The 24911-nt window shown below is 62.6% G+C and carries 22 protein-coding genes and 1 riboswitch; of the genes, 9 read left to right on the plus strand and 13 right to left on the minus strand.

Features of this window, described 5'->3' with window-relative positions:
• Positions 1-20: 20 nt before the first annotated feature.
• Entirely contained in the window at positions 21-1586 is a 1566-nt protein-coding gene (locus tag ACYQ47_RS08540) for an MFS transporter (protein WP_404989383.1), read from the minus strand.
• Complete coding sequence (locus ACYQ47_RS08545) at positions 1583-2098, minus strand: MerR family transcriptional regulator (protein ID WP_459905088.1); 516 nt, start codon at positions 2096-2098, stop codon at positions 1583-1585. Before ACYQ47_RS08545 ends, ACYQ47_RS08540 begins: the two co-directional genes overlap by 4 nt.
• 278 nt (positions 2099-2376) lie before the next feature.
• Here ACYQ47_RS08545 and pssA point away from each other — a divergent pair, with 278 nt between their 5' ends.
• Positions 2377-3006, plus strand: a complete 630-nt coding sequence (gene pssA / locus ACYQ47_RS08550; protein ID WP_244830987.1) for a CDP-diacylglycerol--serine O-phosphatidyltransferase — start codon at positions 2377-2379, stop codon at positions 3004-3006.
• Between the two features lie 14 nt (positions 3007-3020).
• Here the strand turns inward: pssA and ACYQ47_RS08555 are convergent, their stop codons facing one another.
• A complete protein-coding gene (locus ACYQ47_RS08555) occupies positions 3021-4235 on the minus strand; it encodes an MFS transporter (protein ID WP_244830986.1) in 1215 nt (404 codons plus the stop codon).
• A 93-nt stretch (positions 4236-4328) separates the two neighbouring features.
• Positions 4329-5888, minus strand: a complete 1560-nt coding sequence (locus tag ACYQ47_RS08560; RefSeq protein ID WP_459905089.1) for a diguanylate cyclase domain-containing protein — start codon at positions 5886-5888, stop codon at positions 4329-4331.
• Positions 5889-6104: 216 nt separating this feature from the next.
• On the opposite strand from ACYQ47_RS08560, the gene aroQ reads away from it, so the two are divergent.
• Complete coding sequence (gene aroQ / locus ACYQ47_RS08565; protein ID WP_244830984.1) at positions 6105-6542, plus strand: type II 3-dehydroquinate dehydratase; 438 nt, start codon at positions 6105-6107, stop codon at positions 6540-6542.
• A 75-nt stretch (positions 6543-6617) separates the two neighbouring features.
• On the opposite strand, the gene ACYQ47_RS08570 is transcribed toward aroQ, so the two are convergent.
• Both ACYQ47_RS08570 and ACYQ47_RS08575 read right to left on the minus strand, forming a co-directional pair.
• Positions 6618-6779: a hypothetical protein gene (locus ACYQ47_RS08570; RefSeq protein ID WP_250469165.1), complete on the minus strand. Its 162-nt coding sequence runs from the start codon at positions 6777-6779 to the stop codon at positions 6618-6620.
• A gap of 88 nt (positions 6780-6867) precedes the next feature.
• On the minus strand, positions 6868-7107 hold the full coding sequence (locus ACYQ47_RS08575) for a hypothetical protein (RefSeq protein WP_250510932.1): 240 nt from the start codon (positions 7105-7107) through the stop codon (positions 6868-6870).
• A 308-nt stretch (positions 7108-7415) separates the two neighbouring features.
• Here ACYQ47_RS08575 and ACYQ47_RS08580 point away from each other — a divergent pair, with 308 nt between their 5' ends.
• Positions 7416-8828: an amino acid permease gene (locus ACYQ47_RS08580; RefSeq protein ID WP_309958225.1), complete on the plus strand. Its 1413-nt coding sequence runs from the start codon at positions 7416-7418 to the stop codon at positions 8826-8828.
• A 31-nt stretch (positions 8829-8859) separates the two neighbouring features.
• Positions 8860-10056: an amino acid aminotransferase gene (locus ACYQ47_RS08585; protein ID WP_459905091.1), complete on the plus strand. Its 1197-nt coding sequence runs from the start codon at positions 8860-8862 to the stop codon at positions 10054-10056.
• Here ACYQ47_RS08585 and ACYQ47_RS08590 read toward each other — a convergent pair whose 3' ends face one another.
• Positions 10057-10425: a hypothetical protein gene (locus tag ACYQ47_RS08590; protein WP_459905092.1), complete on the minus strand. Its 369-nt coding sequence runs from the start codon at positions 10423-10425 to the stop codon at positions 10057-10059.
• Between the two features lie 117 nt (positions 10426-10542).
• Here ACYQ47_RS08590 and ACYQ47_RS08595 point away from each other — a divergent pair, with 117 nt between their 5' ends.
• The 3 genes from ACYQ47_RS08595 (at position 10543) to ACYQ47_RS08605 (ending at position 13862) form a co-directional block, all read left to right on the plus strand.
• Positions 10543-10791 carry a hypothetical protein gene (locus ACYQ47_RS08595; RefSeq protein ID WP_244830978.1) on the plus strand — a complete coding sequence of 83 codons (249 nt, stop codon included), beginning with the start codon at positions 10543-10545 and terminating at the stop codon, positions 10789-10791.
• A 50-nt stretch (positions 10792-10841) separates the two neighbouring features.
• A complete protein-coding gene (locus ACYQ47_RS08600; protein WP_459905094.1) occupies positions 10842-11168 on the plus strand; it encodes a hypothetical protein in 327 nt (108 codons plus the stop codon).
• Positions 11169-11285: 117 nt separating this feature from the next.
• A complete protein-coding gene (locus ACYQ47_RS08605; RefSeq protein WP_459905096.1) occupies positions 11286-13862 on the plus strand; it encodes a glucose/quinate/shikimate family membrane-bound PQQ-dependent dehydrogenase in 2577 nt (858 codons plus the stop codon).
• A 97-nt stretch (positions 13863-13959) separates the two neighbouring features.
• Here ACYQ47_RS08605 and ACYQ47_RS08610 read toward each other — a convergent pair whose 3' ends face one another.
• Positions 13960-14097 (minus strand): hypothetical protein, encoded by a 138-nt coding sequence (locus ACYQ47_RS08610; protein ID WP_244830975.1) that lies wholly within the window; start codon positions 14095-14097, stop codon positions 13960-13962.
• 224 nt (positions 14098-14321) lie between these two features.
• On the opposite strand from ACYQ47_RS08610, the gene ACYQ47_RS08615 reads away from it, so the two are divergent.
• Entirely contained in the window at positions 14322-16136 is a 1815-nt protein-coding gene (locus ACYQ47_RS08615; RefSeq protein WP_459905098.1) for a PQQ-binding-like beta-propeller repeat protein, read from the plus strand.
• 6 nt (positions 16137-16142) lie between these two features.
• On the opposite strand, the gene ACYQ47_RS08620 is transcribed toward ACYQ47_RS08615, so the two are convergent.
• Positions 16143-17042: a glycoside hydrolase family protein gene (locus tag ACYQ47_RS08620; protein WP_250494453.1), complete on the minus strand. Its 900-nt coding sequence runs from the start codon at positions 17040-17042 to the stop codon at positions 16143-16145.
• Positions 17043-17708: 666 nt separating this feature from the next.
• The gene (locus ACYQ47_RS08625; RefSeq protein ID WP_459905100.1) at positions 17709-18155 is read right to left on the minus strand and encodes an ester cyclase; all 447 of its coding nucleotides are present in this window, start codon (positions 18153-18155) and stop codon (positions 17709-17711) included.
• 85 nt (positions 18156-18240) lie between these two features.
• A riboswitch (yybP-ykoY riboswitch) is annotated at positions 18241-18408 on the plus strand.
• A gap of 14 nt (positions 18409-18422) precedes the next feature.
• Between ACYQ47_RS08625 and mntP the strand changes: the two genes are divergently transcribed.
• Positions 18423-18992 (plus strand): manganese efflux pump MntP, encoded by a 570-nt coding sequence (gene mntP / locus ACYQ47_RS08630; protein ID WP_250469181.1) that lies wholly within the window; start codon positions 18423-18425, stop codon positions 18990-18992.
• 48 nt (positions 18993-19040) lie between these two features.
• Here mntP and ACYQ47_RS08635 read toward each other — a convergent pair whose 3' ends face one another.
• The 3 genes from ACYQ47_RS08635 to ACYQ47_RS08645 all read right to left on the minus strand — a co-directional run bounded on the left by ACYQ47_RS08635 (position 19041) and on the right by ACYQ47_RS08645 (position 24686).
• The gene (locus tag ACYQ47_RS08635) at positions 19041-20417 is read right to left on the minus strand and encodes a CoA transferase (RefSeq protein WP_459905101.1); all 1377 of its coding nucleotides are present in this window, start codon (positions 20415-20417) and stop codon (positions 19041-19043) included.
• Positions 20418-20614: 197 nt separating this feature from the next.
• Positions 20615-23074 carry a hybrid sensor histidine kinase/response regulator gene (locus ACYQ47_RS08640; protein ID WP_309846800.1) on the minus strand — a complete coding sequence of 820 codons (2460 nt, stop codon included), beginning with the start codon at positions 23072-23074 and terminating at the stop codon, positions 20615-20617.
• A gap of 421 nt (positions 23075-23495) precedes the next feature.
• Complete coding sequence (locus ACYQ47_RS08645) at positions 23496-24686, minus strand: diguanylate cyclase domain-containing protein (RefSeq protein ID WP_459905102.1); 1191 nt, start codon at positions 24684-24686, stop codon at positions 23496-23498.
• Between the last annotated feature and the right edge of the window lie 225 nt (positions 24687-24911).

The raw sequence follows: 24911 nt of genomic DNA on the forward strand, positions 1-24911 counted from the left end.
GGCGAGTGTCGCGCGCTTCGTCAATTGATCTGCTTTTGCCAGAACGCCAGCGCGGCGCCGCAAAGCGCCACACCCATCACGAACCAGAAGCCGTCCAGCGAACTCAGAAAGCTCGCTTGCTGCGTCACCGCGCGGCCTATTTCCGCGAGCGCAAGTCCTTTTGCATCGGCGGCGTTTCGTCCCAGGGCCTCGAAGCCGCCTATCAGCCGTGCATACGTCTCCTGAAACACCGGGTCGAATGGGTTGACTCGCTCCACGAGCCGCGTCTGATGCACGGCCGCGCGATGCTGTTCGAGAATGATCACGGTCGCCGTGGAAAACGACACCGTCAGTTGCTTGACGATGTTCTTGAAGCGATAACCATGGTTGAACTCCTCGATCGCGAAGATGCGGAACGTGATATTCGCCACCGGCAGCGCGATGAACAGCAGCACCATGCCGCGCAGCGTGAGCGGCGCGATGAGCCATGGCATGCTGACATCGGGCGGCATGTTCACCATCCACACGCTGACGAACGCGGAGATTAGAAAGCCCGTGCCGATCAGCCACTTCTTGTGCGCGACGCGCGCCGAGTAGCGAAAGTACAAATAAGCCGCGGCAAGCGCGACGAGCGACGTGCAGCCTGTGAGCCTGCCCGCATTCTCCACCGGATAGTGCAGCCCGCCTTCGAGAAAACGCGAGACAAGAAAACTGAGCGTGGTGTTCACGTAATAGAACGCGATATACAACATGATGCCCACGCGAAACGGCTTCTCGCGCAACGCATGCAAGCGGATGAGCGGCCTCGGATGATGCCACTGATGCCACACGAACCAGCCGAGCGCAAAAAGTCCCGCCGCCGTGAGCATGATGAGCAGCGGCGAGCTGCTGAAGAGTTGAAAGCGCACTTGCTGCATGACGATCTGCAACGCGCCTTGCGCAAACGCGAACATGATGTACGGCCAGAAATGCGCCTCGCCGCGCGCTTCGGGTTGCACGCGCCCGCTCGACGGCACGGCCAGCAGCACGAAGAGGCCGCACGCGGCTCCCGCTATCGCCGTGCTCGTGAATAGCGCACGCCAGCCAAACGACGCGACCAGATATCCGCCGATGAGCGGCGCAAGGGCGCTGCCGAGCAAGATCATGTTGAGAAACGCGCGCGTCGCTCGCGGACGTTGCTGCGGCGTGAAGCGCATCTGAATGAGGATGCGGCATGCGCTCATCATCGGGCCGATGAAGTAGCCTTGAAAGCCGCGCGCGAGCGCCAGTTCGAACGACGATTCGCACAGTGTCGCGGCTATCGCGCCGGCGGCAAACAGAAAGAGACTTCCGCCGATATACCGCCGGTTGCCAAGCCGCTCGATCCACCATTGCTGTTGAAGGATGCCAAGCACGGACGCAACCGCGTAGGCACTCGACGCCCACACGAGTTCGTCGGTCGATGAGTTGATGCCGCCCGCGATATAGCTCGTGAAGAACGAGAAGATCGAGTTGTCGAAGTAATCGAGTCCGGTGGCAAGCGCGATGGCCCACGGAAACATGACGTCGCGAAGCGTGGTGGCGCCAAGCTTTGGTGCAGGTAAGCGTGGTAAGCGTGCTGCGGTCATTCGCCATCGACCTCTTGACTGCCTGGCTGGTTGCCGCGCTTCGTCTTTTTCTGCGCGGCCATACGCTCCTGAAACAAGTCTTCCTTGCTTTCTCCGGCGATTCTCCGCCGCAAGTAATCAAGGTCCGCGTTGAGCTCGCCGCGCACGGCTTGCGCTTCCTTGAGTTCACGACGCACGCTGGCAATCCGCGCATCGAGCGAATCGATTTGTTGCGACAACGCCTGTTCGATCTCGCGCAGCGAATCCGGCGAAAAACCCGTGCGTCCCGCGCCGAGCGTTTCCAGCGGGCGCTTGAGGATCTCGGTAATGCCTTGCAAGGAAAAGCCAAGCGAACGCAGCCGCAGAACGCGCGCGAACTTCTCCAGATCCTGTTCGCTGTACAGCCGGTAACGTCCTTCGCTGCGGTCCGGCGTGACGAGACCGCGCTCCTCGTAATACTTCAGCGTGCGCGGCGTGACCTGAAGGCGCTCGGCGGCGTCGCGAATAGTCAGAAGCGCGGACTTCGTCGTCATGTGAATGCACTCGCGGATACGTAAACGAGCCGGATTATAAAGCAACGTGTACGTTCACGTTCAGGTTTGAGCGGTCGCGCGTCTTGCTATCGAGCATAGCCAGCCTCGGGCGAAGTGCAATCGTTCCTGTAAAAAATTTCGTGAAACGGCCAAAGTGAAAATAATCGGCGAAGATCTTTCGATTTCCGACGCTTTCTGCGCAAGCCATGGCCTCTTTGAATGATAGACTTGAGCAGTTTTTCAAACCATCAGGGACGTCGCGCCCTCACGAGTTCGCCATGAATACCAACAACACCGGCAAGAAACGTTTCTCGATGATCCGCGAGTTTCATCTGGCCGACTGGTTCACGCTGGGCAACGCGGTCTGCGGCACGGGCGCGCTGTTCTCGTCAATGTCCTATCTCGACGACAACGACGTCCTCCATATCTATCTTGCGTGCGCGTTGGTATTCGCCGCGCTCGTCTTCGACGTACTCGATGGCCGTATCGCGCGCTGGCGCCAGAAGGCGTCGCTCTTGGGGAAGGAGCTCGACTCGCTCGCCGACGTGATCTCGTTCGGCGTGGCGCCGGCGGTCATCGGTTATGCGTGCGGCATGCGCGGCCTCTATGACCGCGTGATGCTCGCGTATTTCGTCGCGTGCGGCGTCTCGCGGCTCGCGCGTTATAACGTGACCACCGAGGAAATGTCGGCCGGCAGCGGCAAGGTCACGCACTTCGAAGGCACGCCCATTCCGACGTCGTTTGCCATCGTGTTGATGCTCGGCATCGCGGGCTGGTACAACGCGGTCGGCGCGAATCTCTGGTTCGGCGCGTGGGAATTCGCGGGCTTCACGCTGCATCCCTTGACGCTCGTTTATGCCGTCTCCGGCTCGTTGATGATCAGCCGTATCCGCATTCCGAAGCCCTGAGTGGCGAGCCCAGATCAGTGACCGCGCGCGGCGGTGTGTCGGCCGAGCGCGAGGTAATGCACCAACGCCACGAGCGGGAATGCCGTGGCGACCCATCCCACCAGCGTCCAGCCGCCGTGCTCGTATAGCGGGCCCGCCAGTGCCGAGCCGCACGCGCCGCCCACGAAGATACTCGTCATATACACGGCGTTCAGCCGGTTCCGGCTCGTCGCATGCAGCGCGTAGATTTCGCGCTGGCCGAGCACCATGTTCATTTGCACCGCGAAGTCGAGCACCACGCCCGTGACGACGAGCGCGCCCACGCCCCACGCCGGATGAATCAACGCCGGAAGATACGCGAGCGCCGCAAGCGCCAGCGCGATGAAGGTGGCGCGCACGGTGTGACCGGCATCGGCGAGGCGGCCGGCGATCGGCGCGGAAGTGGCGCCCATCGCGCCGATCAATGCGAACAAGCCTATCTGCGTCTGCGTCAACCCGAAGCCGCGCGTGAGCTCGACGGGTATGGCGGTCCAGAAGAGACTGAACGAAGCGAACATCAGCCCTTGATACAGCGAGCGATGACGCAGCACGGGCATCGTGCGCACGAGATGGCCGAGCGAGGCGATCAGTTCGAAGTAAGTCGCCTGATGGCTCGGCTGACGGCGCGGAATGGTGAAGGCAAGCACGCTGGTCACGATGACCATCAGCACGGCGGCCGCGCCGAACATGGCGCGCCAGCCGAAGTGGCCCGCGACCACACTGGAAATCGGCCGCGAAAGCAGGATGCCGAGCAGCAAGCCGCTCATGATCGTGCCGACGACCTTGCCGCGCGACTCGTCGGGCGCGAGATGCGCGGCAAGCGGAATCAGGATCTGCACCGCGACGGATGAAAACCCCACGAGAAGCGAGATGCAGAGGAACCAGACGGGATCGTGCGAGAACGCGGCGGCCGTCAAGCTTGCGATGGAAACGAGCGCGGTCACGATCATGAGCCTTCGGTTTTCGAGCAGATCGCCGAGCGGCACGATGAAGAAGAGGCCGAGCGCATAGCCTATCTGCGTCAACGAGACGATCAGACTCGCGGTGCCGCCTTTCATGTGCAGATCGGGCGCGATGAGTTCGGTGATCGGCTGCGCGTAATACAGATTCGCGACGATGGCGCCGCAGCAAAACGCAAAAAGCGCGATCAGGCCGCGCGTGAGCTCGATGCGCCGCGCGCCATCGAGCCCGGACGATGCTGGTGTCGACATGGATGATCCCTGTGTGAAGCCGCAAGGATACGTGTTCGCGAAGCGGCTTGCAGGGCGCGGCGTTTTGAAAGGCGCATGCTGATGCGCGTTCGATCAACCTTCGCGATGCGCTTCCGCGTGCGCATCGACCTGAAACAGATCTTCGTCGCCTGCCGCGAACCGGTAGGTGCAGCGTTGCTCGCGCTTCGCTTCGTAGAGCGCCGCATCCGCGCGTTTAAGGGCGCTCTCGAACAACTCGCCGCGTCGCGCCAGCGCGATACCGACGCTCACGCCCACGCGCGCAATACCGCCATCGTCGAGTTCGTAAGGCGCCGACAGATCGCCGATGATGCGCCGCGCGAATGCCGCACCCGACGTTCGCGCAATGTAAGTCGCCACGATGGCGAACTCGTCGCCGCCGAGCCGCGCGACCAGCTCGCCGCGCCGCATCGCGTTACGCAGGCGGTCGGCGGCCTGGGTCAGCAGCTCGTCGCCCGCATTGTGGCCGTGCGTGTCGTTGACGCGCTTGAAGCCGTCGAGATCGACATACATCACCATGACCTTCTCGCGGCTCGCGCCGTTCGCCATCAGCCGTTCGGCGTGATCGCCGAGATAGCGGCGGTTGGGCAGTCCCGTGAGCGAATCGTGATGCGCCCAGTGCAGAAGCCGCGCTTCCGAACGGCGCCGCTCCGTCACGTCCTCGATGATGATCACCGCGCTGCCGTCCGGCACCGCGTTGCGGCAAAGTTCGAGTTGCCGCCCATCGGCGAGATTCAGTTCGAGCGCGCCTTGCCCGTCTTTCAGCCACAGCGCGCAACGTTCGACCAGTTGCGCACGCAAGGTCTCGCCGAACTTCGCGAGTCCCGCATGGCCGATGAAATCCGGCAACGATATATTCAGCCGCAGCATCTCGACGGTCGAGCCGAACAGTTCCGCCGCCCGTCGATTGGCGATGATCACCTTGCCTTCCGCATCGACGGTGCAAAGGCCATGCGGCATGTGGGCGAGGGCGGCGTCGAAGCGCGCGGCGAGTTCGGCGTGACGCTGCTCCGCGATCATCAGCGCGACGAGCGTGCGATAGTGGCGGCGCACGACCGAGCCCATCGCGCCGATATACAGGAAAAGCGGCGGCACGAGCATCCAGAAACTTCCGCCCGCGAGCAGCGCGCCAAAACCGATAGGCGCCGCGCCGAGGCAAATCTGCGCGCTGACGAGATACGGCGTGCCCGCATTGCGCGATGCGATGCCGCCGAGCAATCCCGCCGTCACCATGATCGCGAGCGCGGCCAGCACGGTATCGCCGGAGATGACGCAGGCCATCGCGCCGAGTCCCAGCGCGAGACACGTAAGGAGCGCGAAGGGCGCATAGCGCGCGGCCCAGGGCTCGGGATGCGGCGCGTCCGGGCGGCTCAACGCGCGATACCGGCACACGATACCGACGCGCGCCGCGAGCAACAGCACATCGGCGCCGAGCCAGAGCACGGTCCAGAGCGCATGCAGACGCAAGAGCGCGATCGTCGCGACGAAAGCGCTGGAAAGACCGGAGAGCAGAAGCGGCCGAATGTCCTCGACGAGGGTGGATAGCAGCGACGCGCGAATGGCCGCCGTGATCGGTCCGTCCGTGGTCGAAGGCGTGGCCAGAATGGAATCGCGCAAGGACGAAGTGGCTGACATACTGAGACCGGCTAAACGTTGTAGTTGCGCGGGAGAGCGGATGAATCGCCGTTAGCGCCGGTATACGCGTTATCGGCTGCCCGGTGACGAGCTTTAGCGCGCAACGCGCGACGCATGGCTATTGTCAGTGCGCGCCGCGGGTTGCAGAATCTGCGCATCGTCGAAAGCGAGGTTCGAGCTTTCCACGCTTCATTCATCCACCGAAAGGAATTCGTTATGGCAAAGATCCTCACGCTGCATGGCGTCAATCTCAACATGTTCGGCAAGCGCGACCCCAAGCAGTACGGCACGGCCACGCTCGCGCAGATCGACGAACAGTTGCAAGCGCTCGGCAAGGAACTGGGCGTCGAGGTGGAAAGTTACCAGACCAATATCGAAGGGGAGATGTGCGCGCGCATCCACAAGGCGTTCGAAGACAAGGTGGATGCGATCATCATCAACGCGGGCGCGTGGACGCATTACAGCTACGGTATTCGCGATGCACTCGCCATTCTCACCGTGCCTATCGTCGAAGTGCACATGTCGCATGTGCATGCACGCGAGGAGTTCCGTCACAAGTCGGTATTCGCGGAAGTCGCGAAGGGGCAGATTTCCGGCTTCGGCGTGGACAGCTATCTGCTCGGCTTGCGCGCGGCGGTGGCGGCAATCAAATAATTCACCGGCAGCGGCCGTTTGTCAGGCGACAACGGCCTGCCGTATTCGGACGCGGGACTTCGGTATTTCGGTACTTCAGGCCGTGTGGCTGAAATCCTTGATGCGCTCGGCAAGCGTGCGTTGGTCACGACGTACGCGCGCCGGCTTCATTTGCTGCGCCGCCGAGCCGCGGATGAACAGCACCGCGCAGATCGCGCAAATCGCCCACACAGTTGCGATGATCGTCAGGTAGTTCATGTTCCCTTCCAGATTCTTTGGGCTTGCGCGTCTAATTCCCTGATCGCGGACGGCTTCCACATGGAGCCGCCGCGCTTCTCTTTGGTGCTTAAATTGTCGATGCCGGTAGCGCGAGCAGTCGGCCGATGGTCAGTTGCGCCAGTTCGTTCTGTTCGGTGATGGAGACCGCGTCCTGCGCCGAGGCGTCGCGTCCGGCGAGCAGCTTGCCCGCGAGGCGCATGATGTTTTCCGACGCCGCCTGCAGCGTGCTCAAGAGTTCCGCTTCCGAATCCGCTTTCGAACCGATTACGCGATGCGGTGCCGCGTTGCCTTCCATCGTCTGAAACATGTCGACTTCCCCGTTGAGTGCATGAGATGAATTTTGCGGTCGCGGATGCCGAATCAATCCTCCGAACAAGCCCTGATTCCGGCCTCAAATCGTTTGCGCGGTAGGCCTAAAGTTGCCGGGAACGGCGAGCAAGGTCCGCCCAATAAGGCTCTGCGGCGGCCAGGCGGTAGAATCGCGTTTCGTCCGCTTCGCTGGCCAAAACGATAAAAGCAACGTTTGCGTGTCATTCGGACAAAAAAACAACAGTGGGCCGCTTTGCGGCTCAAAAGAACCCTAGGGGTTTTCGCGCAGTTCAGGCACGCATCGACATGGCTTCAGGCACTTCACAGACAGAACAGGCAGTACAGGCATCGCAGACGACACTCCGCCGAGGACTCAAGAGCCGGCATATCCAGTTGATCGCGCTTGGCGGCGCAATTGGCACCGGGCTCTTTTTGGGTGTCGCGCAGACCATCCGGCTCGCGGGGCCGTCCGTGCTGCTCGGCTATGCCATCGCCGGGCTGGCGGCGTTTTTCATCATGCGGCAGTTGGGCGAGATGGTCGTCGATGAACCGGTGGCCGGCTCGTTCAGCCATTTCGCTGCACGTTATTGGGGCAACGCGGCGGGCTTCATCTCCGGCTGGAACTATTGGGCGGTCTACATTCTCGTGAGCATGGCGGAGCTGTCGGCCATCGGCATCTACATGCAGTATTGGTGGCCGATGCTGCCCGCGTGGGTGTCGGCGCTCGTGTGCTTCGCGCTCGTCAACGCCATCAATCTGACGAGCGTGAAGTCATACGGCGAGATGGAGTTTTGGTTCGCCATCGTGAAGGTCGCGGCCATCGTCGGCATGATCCTGTTTGGCGCGTATCTGCTGATCTCGGGTCACGCGGGGCCGCAAGCGAGCGTCACCAACCTGTGGAAGCTCGGCGGCTTTTTTCCCTATGGCGTGAGCGGGCTCGTCATGTCCATGGCCGTCATCATGTTTTCGTTCGGCGGGCTCGAACTCGTCGGCATCACGGCAGCGGAAGCGGAAGACCCGTCGCGCAGCATTCCGCGCGCGACCAATCAGGTCATCTATCGCATTCTCATCTTCTATATCGGCGCGCTTGGCGTGCTGCTTTCGCTGTATCCGTGGGACAAGGTCGTGACGGGCGGCAGTCCGTTCGTGTTGATCTTCCGCGAGATGAACAGCGGCCTCATCGCGAACGTGCTCAATGTGATCGTGCTGACGGCCGCGCTTTCGGTCTATAACAGCGGCGTCTATGCCAACAGCCGCATGCTTTACGGTCTCGCGCAGCAAGGCAATGCGCCGCGCGCCCTGTTGCGGGTGAGCGCGCGCGGCATTCCGCTCGTCGCGCTCGGCGTGTCGGCGCTCGTCACGGCGGCTTGCGTGCTCATCAATTACTTCATTCCGGGACGCGCCTTCGAATTGCTGATGGGTCTCGCGGTATCCGCGCTCGTCATCAACTGGGCGATGATCAGCATCATCCATCTGAAGTTCCGCGCTAGGAAGCGCGCGAGCGGCTCGGTGACGGCGTTCCCGAGCCTCGGCTATCCGCTCACGAACTATCTGTGTCTTGCATTCGTCGCGGGCATAGTCTGGGTGATGTTCGAGACGCCGGGCTTGCGGCTCTCCGTCTGGCTGATCCCGATCTGGCTGGCCGTTCTCGGAATCGGCTACTATCTCGGAAAAAGGAACGGCAGCGCGGGCCAATCGCGCCGCGCGCCGACTCGCTGAACTCCCGTCCCGAAGTCCTGAAACCACCACCATGTTCGAACATATCGATGCCTACCCCGGCGACCCGATTCTCACGCTGAACGAAAACTTTCAGAAGGACCCGCGCACCGACAAGGTCAATCTGAGTATCGGCATCTATTTCGACGATGCCGGCCGTCTTCCCGTGATGCAAGCCGTGCGCGAAGCCGAGCTTTCGCTCTTGCAGGAACTCGGCCCGAAGCCGTATCTGCCGATGGCCGGTTTCGCGCATTATCGCGATGCCGTGCAGACGCTCGTTTTCGGCGCCGAGAGCGCACCGCGTGCCGACGGACGCATTGCGAGCGTGCAGACGCTCGGTGGTTCGGGCGCGTTGAAAGTGGGCGCGGATTTCATCCGGCGTTACTTCCCGGACGCGAAGGTGTGGGTAAGCGATCCGACGTGGGAGAACCACCGTTTCATCTTCGAGCGCGCGGGCTTCGAAGTGAACACGTATCCCTATTACGACGAAGCAACCGGCGGGCTGTTGTTCGATGCCATGCTGGACGCCATCGACAAGCTGCCTGCGAAGAGCGTCGTGTTGCTGCATGCGTGCTGTCATAACCCGACAGGCGTCGATCTGGACGAAGCGCAGTGGGTGAAGGTCATCGACGTGCTGCAAAAGCGCGACTTGCTGCCCTTCGTCGACATGGCGTATCAAGGCTTCGGCGCAGGGCTCGACGCCGATGCCTTCGCGGTGCGCGAGATTGCGCGGCGCGGCGTGCCGGCGTTCGTCGCCAACTCGTTCTCGAAGAATTTCTCGCTGTACGGCGAGCGCTGTGGCGGCCTGCATGTCGTATGCGACGATGCCGCTGAAGCCGATCGCGTGCTCGGTCAATTGACGAGCGCGGTGCGCGCGAACTACAGTAATCCGCCGACGCACGGCGCGAAGATCGTGACCAAGGTGCTGAACACGCCGGAACTCGCGCAATCGTGGCGCGAGGAACTGGCGGCGATGTGTCAGCGCATCGCGTGTATGCGGCACGCGATTCACGACGGCCTGTGCGAGCATGTACGCGGCGAGGCGCTTGCGCGTTATATCAAGCAACGCGGCATGTTCACGTACACCGGCTTGCAGGCGGAACAAGTGGACCGTCTGCGCGAGGAGTTCGGCGTATATATCTTGCGCTCCGGCCGCATGTGCGTCGCGGGCCTGAACGACAGCAACGTGCAGGTGGTGGCGGACTCCATCCGCAAGGTGCTGGCGCGCTAGTCATAAAGCGGGACACGAGAGCACGCTCTGCGAAGGCAGCGTGCCCGGTCCCGGATCCACCTTCGAACCGCGCGGCGGCGTCGCAACGAGCCGCACGCTGTTCTCTCCCGCATTCGCGAGCACGTACTGCTCGGGACTTCCATCGGGCTGCCAGTACACGCGATACACCGCATCGTCTCGATAGACGTGCAGCGCGCCGTGTATCGTCTCGTCGCCGCGTTTCAGATTCACGCTTTCGCCTTCGCGCAGCGCGAATGAGCTGCCCGCCGCGCCTTCGAGTGTGCCGCATGGCGCGGCTTCGGCGCTGCTTGCCGCGACAGCGCGAAGCATCAACGCCATCGCGCATAGCGAAATCACACGAATGTTCATGAGTATCGGCCTCGTTCGATAAAGGGCTGCGCCCCACACTCCGCGCGCGTTTTGCCCGACGTTCCCGCGCGCGTGTGCTACCTTGAATGAAGCAGCGTTCAGTCCCGGAGGGCCGCCATGTCAGTGATCGCACCGGACGAGAAAGCGGAGTTTCTTGCGATTCTCGCGCGCCACCGTTTCACCGAGGGCGATTTCCTCGTGACCGAAGCAGGCGCGTCGGATGTCGTCGACGACGTCTATCCATTGCAGGGTTATGTAACGATCGTGCGGCGATCCACTTCGAAGGAACGCGAATATCGCATCGGGCATGGCTCCCACTGGACCGTTGCCTTCGAGAAGGATCTGAACAAGCGCGTGTTCGGCTGAGGCGGGCACGCGATATCGGGCACGATGACATCCCTGAAGCGGAGCACGCGATGAGACCGACCGATTTTGCCTCGTTCAAAGCGCATGTCGCCATGTTGTTGCGCGACCTGCCGCGCGGCATGACCGCTGATTTCAACGACGTGGCCGTGGCTTACTGGAACGGCAAGCAAGTGATGGGCGCGTACCTGCGCAATAACGGGCGTATCGACGAAGACTTCGATTTCGACCAGAACGCGTGGGGCGTGTGGTGCGACGAGTTCCTCGCGTGGCTCGACGCGCCGCGCTTCTCCGAACGAAGCGATCTGAAAGCTGCATTACTCGCCGATCTCCCCATGGCCGACGTTCATCTCGGACGCTGGCCGCGCGCTCTGGCTTGAGCCGTTGCAAGGTGTCGTCACGGCACGCGAATTGCTACCCTCCCCCGGTTCACCATGTCCGAACCACGGCCGCAGGACGGCTGTGTTCCGCCATTCATCATCACGGAGGGTAGCAGTATGGCTGGCACCGGAAGACTTCATCCGCTCACGTTCGTCACGGCCGTCGGGTTCATCATCATCGGCGCGGTGCTTGCGGCCGGTGGTGCTTACCTCGTGACCTTGCAAGGATCGTGGTACTACGTAATCGCGGGCGCGGCCATCGTACTGACCGGCCTTTTGCTGTTGATACGGCGGCGCTCCGCGCTCTTGCTGTTTGCAATTTTCCTGTTTGCCTCGACGATCTGGGCCGTCTTCGAAGTCAAGTTCGATTTCTGGCAACTCATGCCGCGTCTCTGGATTTGGCTGCTGCTCGCACTGTGGCTGCTAATTCCGTTCGTGCATCGCGGCGCGCTGTTCGGGCCGCCTTCGACTGCACGCGCCGCCCGCGTGCCGCTGGCCGCTGCCGTCATCCTCACGCTGTTGCTCGGTGCAGGCACGTACTTTCAGGACTTCCATGACCGTCCGGGACGTATCGATGTCAACGTAGCCGCCGATCCGAATCAGGCCGATCTGAACGCCGGCACTGGACGCGCGGCAAGCGACTGGACCGATTACGGCGGCTCGCCGCTGGCGCAACGGTATGCGCCGATCGCGCAGATCACGCCCGAGAACGCGCATCAGCTGAAAGTGGCGTGGACGTTTCGCACCGGTGACATGCCCGGCCCCGACGATCCCACGGAGACGACGGACGAGAACACGCCGATCAAGGTCGGCAACACCATTTTTCTGTGCACGCCGCATAGCAAGGTGATCGCGCTCGATGCCGCGACGGGTGCGGAACGCTGGCGCTTCGATCCGCAGATTCAAAGTCCCATCGGCTTCAAGCACTGGGAGCATATGACTTGCCGGGGCGTCGCTTATTACGATGCGGCAATGCACGTGGGTCCGCCCTCCGCCGCCGATGCGGCTGCTTCCGCTTCCGCGCCAGCGCTCGACGCGAGCGCATCCGCGCCCGCGGCTTCGACGGATACGACGGCTTCCGACGCCACCGCTTCGGCCAGCGCCTCCGCGCCCGCCGAAGCATCCGCGCCCGGCGCACCGGCCGCACCGGCCGCACCCGTAGCCGTTGCTCAAACCGCCGCCACCGGCGAGTGCTCACGCCGTCTCTTTCTGCCGACCGCTGACGCCCGGCTCTTTGCGCTCGACGCCGATACCGGCAAGCCCTGCACGAACTTCGGCAAGAACGGCGCGATCGATCTGCGTTTGAACATCGGACCGTTCACGCCCGGCGGCTATTACTCCACCTCGCCACCCGCTGTGGTGCGCAATCTGGTAATCGTCGGCGGTCACGTGACGGACAACGAATCGAACAACGAACCTTCTGGCGTGATCCGCGCGTTCGACGTGAACGACGGCCATCTGGTCTGGAACTGGGACTCGGGTAATCCGGACGCCACCGAACCCATCGCGCCGGGCGGCACCTACGTGCGCAACTCGCCCAACATGTGGTCGATGTTCAGCGTCGACGAAAAGCGCGGTCTCATTTATCTGCCAATGGGCAACCAAACGCCCGATCAGTGGGGCGGACAGCGCACGCCGCAAGCCGAGCGCTTCGCGGCAGGCCTGGTCGCGCTGGATGCGTTCACGGGCAAGCTGCGCTGGAACTACCAGTTCACGCACCACGATCTGTGGGACATGGATGTGGGCGGTCAACCGACGCTCGTCGATTTGCAGACGGCGGAGGGCACGCAACCGGCGGTGATCGCATCGACGAAACAGGGCAGCATTTACGTGCTGAACCGCGAGACCGGCAAGCCGATCGTGCCCATTACCGAGACGCCGGTGCCGCAAGGCGCTGCGCGTGGCGACCACACCGCGCCGACGCAGGCGGTTTCCGCGCTCAACTTCAATCCGCCGCGCGTGCGCGAGGCCGACATGTGGGGCACGACGCCGTTCGATCAGCTCTGGTGCCGTATCAAGTTCAAGAGTCTGCGTTACGAAGGCCCGTTCACGCCGCCGTCCGAGCAGGGCACGCTCGTGTTTCCGGGTAACTTCGGCGTGTTCGACTGGGGCGGCGTGTCGGTCGATCCGGTGCGGCAGATCCTCATCGCGAATCCGGACTATATGGCGTTCGTGTCGAAACTGATTCCGCGCGAGAAGCTCGACGCGCAGCAAGGGGAAAAGAAGGGCAGCGAGACGAGCGGTATCAAGCAGGCGCGCGGCACGCCGTTCGCCTATGAGATCAGCGCGTTTCTTTCGCCGCTCGGCATTCCGTGTCAGGCGCCGCCGTGGGGTTACGTGGCGGGCGTGGATCTGCGCACGGGCGGGATTGCGTGGCAGCACAAGAACGGCACGATCCGCGATAGCGCGCCGCTGCCCATTCCGATGCCGCTCGGCGTGCCAAGCCTCGGCGGAACGATGGTCACGGCAGGCGGCGTGGCGTTCCTCACCGGTACGCTCGACCAGTACGTGCGCGCCTACGACGTGCGCGATGGCCACAAACTGTGGGAAGCGCGTCTGCCCGCGGGCGGCCAGGCGACGCCGATGAGTTACGCCGATGCCAGCGGCAAGCAATTCGTGCTGGTCACGGCTGGCGGCCACGGTTCGCTCGGCACGAAAGCCGGCGACTACGTGATTGCCTACACGCTGCAGTAGCGCAAACGGTAAGCGAAAAAAAGGAACGGCGGGCAATTGCCCGCCGTTTCTTTTTCAACCTGCGCGACAGCATGATCGCCGCCGCGTGTGGAGCGACTCAAGCCGCGCGCCGATAGGCATCGGCCATGAGCTTGCTGACTTTTGCGCGTGTCTTGAGCGCGTCCAGAAAAGCGGCGCGCACGGTCTTGGCAATGGCGAAAACAAACGAACTTGAGGTAACGGCGATGACGGCCATGACTAAACTCCCTTAAAAATGAACGACCTAGGGTAACTAACTAGGTAATAACCCTATATTAGCATGTTGTGACGCAGTGCAACAAGTTGCTTTCAATATTTCCAAAAGTGTGGTTTGCGTGCAAGCTGAAGGGCATAGGCCGCATGTGATGGAAGTGGAATCCAAATTGCTCCAATGCAGGGCAAAACCGACTGATTACGCCGTTCTTCCAGAAGGGAGGATGTATGAAAGGGGATCGCTCGAGCCGTGCCGGCGCGTTGCCGTGGCTGTGTAGCGCAGTAATCGTGTCGGCCATCATTGGCGGATGCAGCGGGGGAGGCGGTTCCAGTTCGACTCCGGCGGCGGGCAGCAGCGCGCCGGCGTCGAATCCTTCGGCGGCTTCTAGTCCGTCGGCGGTGTCGACTCCGTCAGGCGCGTCGAGTCCCGCGGGCGCTTCGAGCCCTTCAGGCGCATCGGGCGCTTCAGGCGCTTCGGGGTCTTCGGGGTCTTCGGGCGGAGCGGGCGGGGGCACCGTCGTTACCCCTGTCGCCCATCCGATGGACGTTGCGACCTATCACAACGACATCGGCCGCACGGGCCAGCAACTCGCGGAAACGAAGCTCACGCCCGCGAACGTCAATTCGACGACCTTCGGCAAGCTCAACGTGCTTGCGGCGGACGGACCCGTGGACGCGGAACCGCTCTTCCTGACGAGCGTGGCAATCGCGGGCGGCACGCACAACGTGCTCTACGTCGCCACCGAAAACGCCAGTGTCTACGCGTTCGACGCCGACACTGGCGCGATCCTGTGGAAATCGTCGACGTTAGGCGCAGGCGAAACACCGAGCGACGACCATGGCTGCGGCCAGATCACGCCGACTATAGGCATTACGGCGACGCCGGTCATCGACCGCACGCGCGGCCCGAATGGCGCGATCTACGTGGTCGGCATGTCGAAAGACACGTCGGGCAAGTATCACCAGCGCATTCACGCGCTCGACATCACGACAGGCGCGGAACTTTTCAACGGTCCGACCGAAATTGCCGCGTCGTATCCCGGCACGGGCGCGGGCAGCGCGAATGGCCGCGTGAGCTTCGATCCCGGCCAGTACGCAGAGCGCGCTTCGCTGTTGCTGCAAAACGGCGTGGTCTATACCGCGTGGACATCGCATTGCGACATCATGCCGTACACCGGTTGGGTGATCGGCTATAACGCCAGCACGCTGCAGCAGGCAAACGTGCTCAATCTCACGCCGAACGGCCAGATGGGCGCGATCTGGATGAGCGGCGCGGGCCTCGCGTCGGACGGCACGTCGATCTATTTCCTCGATGCCAACGGCACTTTCGACGCCACGCTCGACGGCAACGGCATGCCGATTCATGGCAATTTCGGCAACGGCTTTCTGAAACTCGGGACTTCGCCCGCCCTCGCCGTCACTGATTATTTCCAGCCGTCGAACACGGTGAACGAATCGGCGGCCGATGAAGATCTGGGTTCGGGCGGCGCGCTCGTATTGCCCGATCTCGTCGATGCGGGCGGCACGACGCATCATCTCGCGCTCGGCGCGGGCAAGACATCGACGATCTACGTGGTCAATCGCGACGCGATGGGCAAGTTCGATTCGAATGCGGATCACATCTATCAGGAGATCGTCGGGCAGATTCGCGGCCCGATGTTCGCCATGCCCGCGTACTTCAACAACACCGTTTATTTCGGCTCGATTGGCGACAGCATCAAGGCGTTCGGCATCGCGAACGCCGCCTTGTCCACGACGCCGACGAGCCAGACCGCGAACAGTTTCGGCTCGCCGGGCGCCACGCCGAGCGTGTCTGCGAACGGCGCGGCGAACGGCATCGTATGGGCGGTGGAGAATGGCACCATCGCCGTGCTGCACGCCTACGACGCCAGCAATCTCGCGCGCGAGCTTTACAACAGCAACCAGGCGGCGGGCGCGCGCGATCAGTTCGGGCAGGGCAACAAGTTCATTACGCCGATGATCGCGAACGGCAAGGTCTATGTGGGGACGCGCAACGGCGTGGGCGTGTTCGGTCTGCGGTGATGCCTGTCATGGACGCGGATTGGTGGCGATGAATTGCTTCACGGCGGCGTAGGCGGGCTTGGGCGTCTGGCCGTCGTCGAGGATCACGCCGTAAGGTCCTTCGCCGCCAGGCGGATCGTCGTAGAGCTGGTAGATCTGCAAGGATTCGATGTCGTAGCGCACCGCGATCGCTCTCAGGCCGCCGAGCATGTCGTTGGCAAGGAAGGCGGCCGCTTGCTGATCGGTGCCGAAGTCGGGCCGCACGCCCATTTCATTGATCCATACCGGCTTGCCGAACCGGGCAAGCGCGCCGATGACGTTGTAGCAACCCGTGCCGCCGCACGCGTGCTCGATGTTGCCCTGGTCGGAGTACCAGTGCCATGCCGTGATGTCCCACGTCACGATGGGATGCCCGCCCGAACCGTCCGGCTGTGTGCCGTTCGCGAGCATCGTCACGAAGCCGTATTGCATCCACGCATTCCCGCCCATGACGATCTTGCCCGACGGGTCCATCGACTTGATGCCGGCGATCATGCCTCGGATGACGCCACGCGCAATCTGGAACTTTTGGTTGTCGAAGTCCGTGGGCCGCACGCCGTCCACCCATCCGGCGACCGTTGCCGAGCCGAGTTCGTTGGTGACTTCGTAGTAGGCGTAACGCTGCACACTCACGACGTCGCGCGCGAGCGCATAGGCCGATTGGTAGGCGGAGTCTTCATCGGCGAAATCGATGCCCATCAAGATCACCGGGTACACCGTCACCCCACCGGCGGCCAGCGCGTTGGCCACATTGGCGAGACGCATGGCGGTTGATTTGCTATACACCTCGTTGCGATACAGTTTGATGCCGAGATCCTGAAGCTGCGCTAATTGTCTGGCGGCGCCAGCAAGATAATAGACATCGCCGTAACTGTTGTGACCGTTCATTCCGTAGAATAAATCGCTGGCGACAGGATTTATGGCGGTGGACGCGGCGTGATGACGATAGCGTGAATCATCGACGCTCGATGGCACGTTAGCGCTGTCCGAACCACCGCAAGCGGTTAATAACAGACTTGCTGAAAAGATCGCAGGCAAAACAGGTTTTGTGTTTCTGCAAAAACTAATTAAGCGATGAGCGATTTGCATAATCCAAAATAAGCCGATGACGTGTGCTCGCTTATGTCGCGGAAAATTAAATTCATTCGCGGACGCGAAGACAGGTGAGTAGCGCGATGCTGATAACGCGAAGCGCAAGCGGGGCCGCGCCTTTTGCCGATGGGAATGGCGCGGTGCGTCGAGAAATATAGTCGGTGACAGACGGGATAATCAAGACTTAATCGCGTCACTTTCACGAGCCGCGCTTATCTTTGCGAGATAATCGTAGAGCGGAGGATGTATTCTTAATGGCGACAGCAATTCAGGCTTCAAAAGCAAGCGCGTTGCGAGATTTATTTGGTCAGAAAAATTAAAGCTGAATAGTCAGCGGGCAATGTGCGGCGCATTTGGAAAATAGAAAATTCGTGACGCGCCGCCCGCGACGTATTGGAAAGAAAGATAAACGACGTACGCTTCAGACCTTTCTCGTTTCAATCGACTTCGCGCGTTCTCGAATTACGCATCCGATCCAATACCGCGCGGCACTTCGCCAATTTGCCGAAACACGCTCAACCAGTCTTCCAGATGCCACGTCTTCGACACACGGTCATCGCGTATCTCATGGAACGAGTGAATGGCAAATCGAACCGGCTTCGATGTCGCCGCGATGCCCATCAACGGACCGGACTGCGTACCGCTCACTTCCGCGCGCACGCCGACGCGATTGTCCTGCGTGAGCATGTCTAGAATCTCGATGCGCATGTCAGGCAGCGCAACCGCCATCTCCGCGAAGATCGGGATCATCTGGTCGGGACCGGCTTTGAAGCCGGCCGGCTCAGGCAGATATTCCCAGTCCGACGTCACGGCTTGGCGCAGCAAGTTCACGTCCTTTTGCGCGAAGGCGGCGTAAAGACGCTCGACGGCCGCGCGGGCTTCTGACTGGGTGATGTGTTCTGCCTCCATGGTGCCTCCTGAGCGTTAGGGATGCGGCGTTGCAACCCACTTTAACCCAATGGTCCGGATCGGGTGATCTGTCGTGTTAAGCTCGCATTTCTTCGTTGGGGAGTAGCCGGCTTTCCCGCCCGGGAGAGCGTCCATGTCAACACGCTCGGTCTTTCGACCGTGGCATGGGCAGCCGTCACAGGTTGGCAAGACCATCGACAGAATGCGCTTCCGGTCGGGCGCGCCTTCTGTCCTTGTGCTTGCCCGACCAGACCAGAGCGCTACTCGATGAACCTCGCTTCCACCGTATTCCTTGCTTTCGCCATGTCCACCGACGCCTTCGCCGCCGCCGTGGGCAAAGGCGCGAGCCTGCATAAACCGCGCATCGGCGAGGCGCTCAAGGCGGGAGTCATCTTCGGCGTAATCGAGGCGCTCACACCGCTCGTCGGGTGGGCGCTCGGCCGCGCCGCCGCGCAATACGTCACCGCGTGGGACCACTGGATCGCTTTCGGCCTGCTTTTCGTGCTCGGCGCGCGCATGATCCGCGAAGGCTTAAGCAAATCGGCTCACGAAGAAGAGAAGCCCAATTCACATTCCTTCTGGGTGCTCGCCGTCACGGGCTTTGCCACCAGCATCGACGCGATGGCGGTCGGCGCGGGCCTCGCGTTCATCGATGTCGATATCTTCTCGACCGCCGCGACCATCGGCTTCGCAACCATGCTCATGGTGACCATCGGCGTGATGGTCGGACGGCTGGTCGGCGCGACTATCGGCAAGCGCGCGGAGATCTTGGGCGGGCTGATTCTCATTGGCGTGGGCAGCGTGATCCTTGCGGAGCATCTCGGTTACTTGAGTTGATGCGAAGTTCTGCATGTCGCGTTTGAAATCGCCGCCCATGCCACGAACTCACCACTTCGGCTCATCCGTTCCCGGCGGCACCGATGGCCTCGCGTAACCCGCCGGCGTGCGCTCGAAGCGCGCGCTCGGCGTGACCGCGCGCAGCATGCCGAAACCCGATTCGCGTTCCTCGGTGTATGCGGCGATGTCCGGCCGCGCCGTCTTCAACCCTCCGTCGATACGTCCAAGCCCGCGCAGCCAGTGTCCCGTCTGTGCGAGCGAAACCTCCACGTGCCAGCTACCGCCTTCCGTTTGTTGCTTCCATAGCGCGGCGGCCGCGCCGAACGCCATCAGAAAGCCGCTCGCCATGTCGAGCATCTGCATGGGCAGCGCTCGCGGTTTGCCATCGCCCTGCGCTTCGCCTTCGGCGGCGTTGAAGCCTATCGCGGTCTGCACGAGCGAATCGAAGCCACGCCGATCCGCCCACGGACCTTCCGTGCCATAAGCCGACAAGGACACGTACACGATGCCCGGCCGCCGCGCCACCAGCGCCTCGGGCCCGAAGCCAAGCTCGGCGATCCCGCCCGGCCGATAGCCTTGCGAGAAGACATGCGCGTCATCGATCAGCCGCCACAGCGTCGCGCGACCGTCTTCCGTGCGCAGGTCGAGATGCGCGGAGCGCTTGCCGCGACTCGTCTCGGCGATAGCGGGAATGTTCGGCAGATGCGGCGAATTCACGAGCATCACGTCCGCGCCGAACGAGGCGAGCGCTCGACCGCCCGTGGGACCGGCAAGGATGCGCGTGACGTCCAGCACGCGGATATCGGTCAGCGGGCGCGCGTCATTGTCGAGCGCGGGCAGCGCGAGAGGCGCAGCGTCGCCGATACGCGTGATCTTCAGCAACGGCTGCGCGGCGATGGCTTTGGCTTGCGGCGTCGCATCCCATTCTTCGAAGCTGCGCAGCATCGTCACGACGAGGCCGCGTTCGGCGCACGCGGTTTCGTAATCGTTCGCGCGCCATTCGAGCAGCGCGCGTTCGGCATCGGCGCGCGTGGCGCTGTGCGGGTCGAGACCCAGCACGCGCAACGCGCCATCCTGATGATGCTCGAAGTTTGCGTGTATGCGCACGTAGCCATCGGCCGTGCGGTAGAGGCCCGAGAACTTGCCCCAGGTCTCGGGTTCGGCGCCATCGACCGTGAACCAGTCGGTGCATTCGACGGCCGCGTGCGTCATGTCGACGCTCACGCGCTGGCGGTCGACGCCGCGCGCATGAGCCAGCTCGGAGGCCGCGAGCGCTGCCGCCGCGATGGTCGATTGCGCCGCTTGGCCCACGGCGAACGATGACGGGAACACCGGGTCGTGTCCGGGTAGATCGACGAGGTGGAGGGCATCGTCGGGAAGGCCGGCGAGTTGCCAGAGATTCGTAAGCGTTGCGAAAGAAGTCATGGCGATGAGTGCGCGCGGGTCAGCGATGACGCATTGTCGCGCCGATTGGTTGAGCGCGCACGTTGCGCTTGTCTAAAGCGCGTGGATCAGCGGAAAAAGTGGTCCGCGAGGCGGCGCAGGCGGTCGCGACTTGACGCCGACGGCTCAACGCTTGGCATAGGCCCGCAGGATGCCCACCGCCAACCGCCCGCACACCTTCACTTCCCCGCCATCGCCAACACGCGCTCCAGCTCAGGCAAATCCACCGGCTTGACCAAATGCGCGTCGAACCCGGCCGCCCGCGTGCGCGCCATGTCTTCGTCGGAACCAAGACCCGTCATTGCGGCGACGATCACACGCTTGCCTTCATCGCGCATCTGACGAATGACGTCGAAGCCCGTCATGCCCGGCATCGATAGATCGAGCAGCACGACTTGCGGACGCGTCGTCCCGAACGATGCCAGCGCTTCCGGGCCGTCATACGCCGCGCGCGCCGCGTGACCGAGCATATCGACGAGCAAGGTCATGCTGTCGGCCGAGTCGCGATTGTCGTCGACGACGAGCACGTCGAGCTGACGGCTCGCCACCGCATTCGGCGCGGAAGGCGGCATGATGCCCTGCGTGGGCGGTTGCGCGAGCGGCAGCCACAAACTGAACGCGCTGCCCTTGCCAGTGCCGCCGCTCTTCGCCTCGACGTGGCCGCCATGCAATTCGGCGATCGCTCGAACCAGCGTGAGGCCGATGCCAAGCCCGCCTTCATCCGGATGCGCGCCCGGCGCATGCTCCTGCACGAAAAGATCGAACACGGAGGCGAGCGCATCGGCGGAAATGCCGCGACCCTGATCCGTCACGCGCAGAAGCGCCGCGCCGCCGCGTGGACCGATTTCCAGCCGGATGGTCGACTCGGGCGGACTGAATTTCGCCGCGTTGTTGAGCAGGTTATTGAGCGCTTGCACGAGCCGCGTCGGGTCGCCATTGACGAAGAGGCGCTGGCCGCTGTCGTCCACGTCGAGCCGCTGCCCGCGCGCCTCGAAAAGCGGTTGACTCGCTTCGACACTCAGGTGCACGACATCGGCGATATCCACGGTCTCGGTCGCGAGCCGGATCTTGCCGGAACTCACGCGGCCCGCTTCGAGCAGATCGTCCACCAGCTTGGTCAGATGCGCGAGCTGCCGGTCGACGATATGGCGGCTGCGAATGACATCGGCATCGTCGGAAGCCTTTAGCTTGAGAATGCTCACCGCGTTGCGGATGGGCGCGAGCGGATTGCGCAGTTCATGGCCGAGCAACGCGAGAAACTCGTTCATGCGGCGGCTCGACGCCTCGAGTTCTTCCAAACGCCTGCGCGCGGTCATGTCGCGCGTGATGGCGACGAAGCCTTTTTCGCGGCCATCGGCGGCGGGCAGCGCGCTCAGAATGACGTGCGCCCAGAACTCCGAGCCATCCTTGCGCGTGCGCCAGTCCTCGTGTTCCGTGCGGCCGCGTTCCGCCGCGAGACGCAAGTCGTCGCCAGGACGGTCGCGGCCCTGTTCGTCCGACAGATAGAAGAGCGCGAAATGCCGGCCGATCGCTTCTTGCGCGGTGAAGCCGTAGAGCGCGCGCGCGCCGTCGTTCCACGAACGGATGATGCCGTCGTGGTCGAGCATGCAGATGGCGTAGTCGCTCACCGAATGGATGAGGAGCCGCAGGCGTTCGTCCGCTTCCGTCGCGCGGCGGCGATCCGTGATGTCGTGGATGAAGCACGCGAACTGCCGCTGCCCGTCGAACCACACTTCGCTGATGGTCAGCTCGGCGGCGAATTCGCTGCCGTCGCGGCGCAGCGCATGCAGTTCCACGCGCGTATTCATCATGCGCGCCTCGCCGGTGGCGAGATAGCGCGTGAGACCGGCGCGATGCGCATCGCGATAACGCTCCGGCACGATGAGCTGCGCGAGTTCGCGGTCGAGCGCCTCTTGCGCGCGCCAGCCGAAGAGGCTGGTCGCAGCCTCGTTCCAGTCCACGACCATGCCGGCTTCGTCCATGGCGACGAACGCAATATGCGCGTTGTCGAGCACGGTGCGGCGACGACGCATGGCATCGGCGAGCTTTTTTTCGTATTCGATACGTAACGACAATTCGACCGTCAGGTCCGCATTTACGCTTTGATTCTCTTGCAGGAGTTTGCGGTTCTCCTGCGCGATTTCCTCGCGTGCAAAGGTTTCCGCAATGCACGCGCAAAACGCGTTGAGAATGGAGATATCGCTTTGGCTGAAGTAATCGGCTTCGCTTGAAATGAGTTTCAGCACCGCGACCGACCGGCCTTCGTAAATGACCGGCGCGACCACCATGGAGACAGCGCCGACGGCTTCGCATGCAGCACGATCCACGCGATGATCATTCGCCGTATTGCGGCTGATGAGCGCTTGTTGCCGCGTGATGCACAAGCCCGAAAGACTGCCCGCGGTGGGCAAACGCGTGCCGACGCTTTTCGCGGCGACTCCGCTCGCCGCGCAATAGACGAGCTGATCGCCTTCGATCCACTCGACAACCGCGGACGCCACGCCGGCAACTTCCCTCAAGGTATCCGTGACTCTTTGCAGATAAGCGGGAAGCGGCAGCCGGGAATGGGCGAGACTTGCGAAAATAGCGAACCAGCGCTGAAAGTGCGCCTGACGGTTATGTTCCGCCTTTGATTTCATGTTCGGAGTCGAAGCCTCGAATTGCGAGTGCATAGCTCTTGTTCCAATCGACGGATCGCGAATTGTAATCGCGGAAATATCGAAAAGCGCAGCCGATATTTTATTTTGGTATTGAAACACAAAATCCTGCGCAAACGTTTGCGAGGAGAGGAAATTTTGACTCCGCTTGTAAGGCGTAGCTGAATCGATTAGGAGTCGATACGGCGAAACCCGCCTTTCGGATGCAAGTCATGCATGCCTTTTAATCGCCGGACCGATTGAAAAACAATATTCTTTATAGCTTTAGCGGTAAAAACAGCGAACTTCGAATACCGATTTACTTGCCTTCGTCAGAAGCCGGTAAATTTTGGCTTCCGGCTTCCGGCTTCCGGCTTCCGGCTTCCGGCTTCCGGCTTCCGGCTTCCGGCTTCGGGCTTCGGGCTCATGCAGTCCGCGCCGCCGGACGAATGCCGGATGGCCGCGCCGCCTTGAACCAGCGTTCTGCCGCCACCCAACGATTCTTGCCCGCGCGCTTGGCTTCGTAGAGCGCGTTGTCGGCGTCGCGCAACACGCCGTCGAGTTCGCGGTCGTCGTCGCTGAACTTCGCAATGCCGATACTCACGCCGATCCCAAGCGCCATCCCGTCGTTCGCCATGAATGGCTTCGACAGTTCGCGCACGAGCGTATCGGCGAGTGCCGGCGGGTCGGCTTCGGGCGGCGTTACGATCACGAATTCGTCGCCGCCCAGGCGCGCGACCAGCGCGCCTTCGCCCGATACCAGGCGCAAGCGTTTCGCGACGAGCGCGAGGAGCGTGTCGCCAATTTCGTGGCCGTGATCGTCGTTGATCGCCTTGAAGCCGTCGAGATCGAGATAGAGCAGCGCGCTTTCATCGTTCTGATAACGCTTGCCTGGCACGCGCGAGCGCAACGCCCGGAACAGACCGGCGCGATTGAGCAGGCCGGTGAGCTCGTCGTATCGCGCGCGGCGGTCGTTTTCCTGCTCGGCCTTCATCGTCGTGACGAGCATGCCGTTCAGGCGGTACGCGGCGGCGCTCATCGCGAAGAGATAAAACGGAATCTGCAGGCACGTGACCAAGAGCGTCGGCTCGCCCGACAGGAGTGCGCCCACGCAGCACGGCCCGAGCGACAGGAAGATCATCACGGCGACCAGACGCGGCGCGCCGAAGTTGCGAAAACAGATGCCGCCGACCATCGCGGCCGCCGACAAAAACGAGAGCGTGGCCGCGACCCAATCGCCGGAGAGCACGCTGACGAGGGCGCCGTAGCCGACCGTCGCGCCCCACATGGGCGCGAGCAGCACATAGAGATCGGTGAACGTGGCGCGCCGTTCGCGCGCGCGGCGGCGCGCAAGGACGAGCACGACGAGCCGCACGAAACACACGGCGATTTCGAGCGCGAGCCACACATGAAACGCGATGGTCGGATGACGGCGCGTGAGCACCCAGGCGACGAGAATCGTGTTGAGCACGCCGCCCGCGAAAATGGGCAGCGTGCCGAACAGACTGCCGACCAGGGCGACGCGAATCGCGCGGGGGATGTCCGGCCCCGCGTGCAGTAACCACTTGGCTGCCCGCAAGCGGGGCAGCGTGTACACCTCAGTCAGTTGGTCCATGTCGGTGCGATGCGCGGATCGGCAAAGGCCGGAGTGGCGAAAAGCCATCCATCACATCGGTTAACGGCGGGGGCGCGGGGAGCTTTAGGGCGCCGATGATGGCCGTTCGACGCGAAGCGTTCCGCCTCCACCGATCGAAGCCGTAAAGGTTTACCCCTGCAACTCCTTCATTGACACGCCCCGCTTGTCTCAACTACGCTGAATGTACATTGGATGCACTGAACG

The sequence above is a fragment of the Caballeronia sp. HLA56 genome (assembly GCF_054655155.1).

Excerpts from the sequence above, each read along its gene's own strand:
- ACYQ47_RS08540 (WP_404989383.1), bottom strand. The coding sequence starts at position 1,586 with ATGACCGCAGCACGCTTACCACGCTTACCTGCACCAAAGCTTGGCGCC.
- ACYQ47_RS08545 (WP_459905088.1), bottom strand. The coding sequence starts at position 2,098 with ATGACGACGAAGTCCGCGCTTCTGACTATTCGCGACGCCGCCGAGCGC.
- pssA (WP_244830987.1), top strand. The coding sequence starts at position 2,377 with ATGAATACCAACAACACCGGCAAGAAACGTTTCTCGATGATCCGCGAG.
- ACYQ47_RS08555 (WP_244830986.1), bottom strand. The coding sequence starts at position 4,235 with ATGTCGACACCAGCATCGTCCGGGCTCGATGGCGCGCGGCGCATCGAG.
- ACYQ47_RS08560 (WP_459905089.1), bottom strand. The coding sequence starts at position 5,888 with ATGTCAGCCACTTCGTCCTTGCGCGATTCCATTCTGGCCACGCCTTCG.
- aroQ (WP_244830984.1), top strand. The coding sequence starts at position 6,105 with ATGGCAAAGATCCTCACGCTGCATGGCGTCAATCTCAACATGTTCGGC.
- ACYQ47_RS08570 (WP_250469165.1), bottom strand. The coding sequence starts at position 6,779 with ATGAACTACCTGACGATCATCGCAACTGTGTGGGCGATTTGCGCGATC.
- ACYQ47_RS08575 (WP_250510932.1), bottom strand. The coding sequence starts at position 7,107 with ATGTTTCAGACGATGGAAGGCAACGCGGCACCGCATCGCGTAATCGGT.
- ACYQ47_RS08580 (WP_309958225.1), top strand. The coding sequence starts at position 7,416 with ATGGCTTCAGGCACTTCACAGACAGAACAGGCAGTACAGGCATCGCAG.
- ACYQ47_RS08585 (WP_459905091.1), top strand. The coding sequence starts at position 8,860 with ATGTTCGAACATATCGATGCCTACCCCGGCGACCCGATTCTCACGCTG.
- ACYQ47_RS08590 (WP_459905092.1), bottom strand. The coding sequence starts at position 10,425 with ATGAACATTCGTGTGATTTCGCTATGCGCGATGGCGTTGATGCTTCGC.
- ACYQ47_RS08595 (WP_244830978.1), top strand. The coding sequence starts at position 10,543 with ATGTCAGTGATCGCACCGGACGAGAAAGCGGAGTTTCTTGCGATTCTC.
- ACYQ47_RS08600 (WP_459905094.1), top strand. The coding sequence starts at position 10,842 with ATGAGACCGACCGATTTTGCCTCGTTCAAAGCGCATGTCGCCATGTTG.
- ACYQ47_RS08605 (WP_459905096.1), top strand. The coding sequence starts at position 11,286 with ATGGCTGGCACCGGAAGACTTCATCCGCTCACGTTCGTCACGGCCGTC.
- ACYQ47_RS08610 (WP_244830975.1), bottom strand. The coding sequence starts at position 14,097 with ATGGCCGTCATCGCCGTTACCTCAAGTTCGTTTGTTTTCGCCATTGCC.
- ACYQ47_RS08615 (WP_459905098.1), top strand. The coding sequence starts at position 14,322 with ATGAAAGGGGATCGCTCGAGCCGTGCCGGCGCGTTGCCGTGGCTGTGT.
- ACYQ47_RS08620 (WP_250494453.1), bottom strand. The coding sequence starts at position 17,042 with ATGAACGGTCACAACAGTTACGGCGATGTCTATTATCTTGCTGGCGCC.
- ACYQ47_RS08625 (WP_459905100.1), bottom strand. The coding sequence starts at position 18,155 with ATGGAGGCAGAACACATCACCCAGTCAGAAGCCCGCGCGGCCGTCGAG.
- mntP (WP_250469181.1), top strand. The coding sequence starts at position 18,423 with ATGAACCTCGCTTCCACCGTATTCCTTGCTTTCGCCATGTCCACCGAC.
- ACYQ47_RS08635 (WP_459905101.1), bottom strand. The coding sequence starts at position 20,417 with ATGACTTCTTTCGCAACGCTTACGAATCTCTGGCAACTCGCCGGCCTT.
- ACYQ47_RS08640 (WP_309846800.1), bottom strand. The coding sequence starts at position 23,074 with ATGAAATCAAAGGCGGAACATAACCGTCAGGCGCACTTTCAGCGCTGG.
- ACYQ47_RS08645 (WP_459905102.1), bottom strand. The coding sequence starts at position 24,686 with ATGGACCAACTGACTGAGGTGTACACGCTGCCCCGCTTGCGGGCAGCC.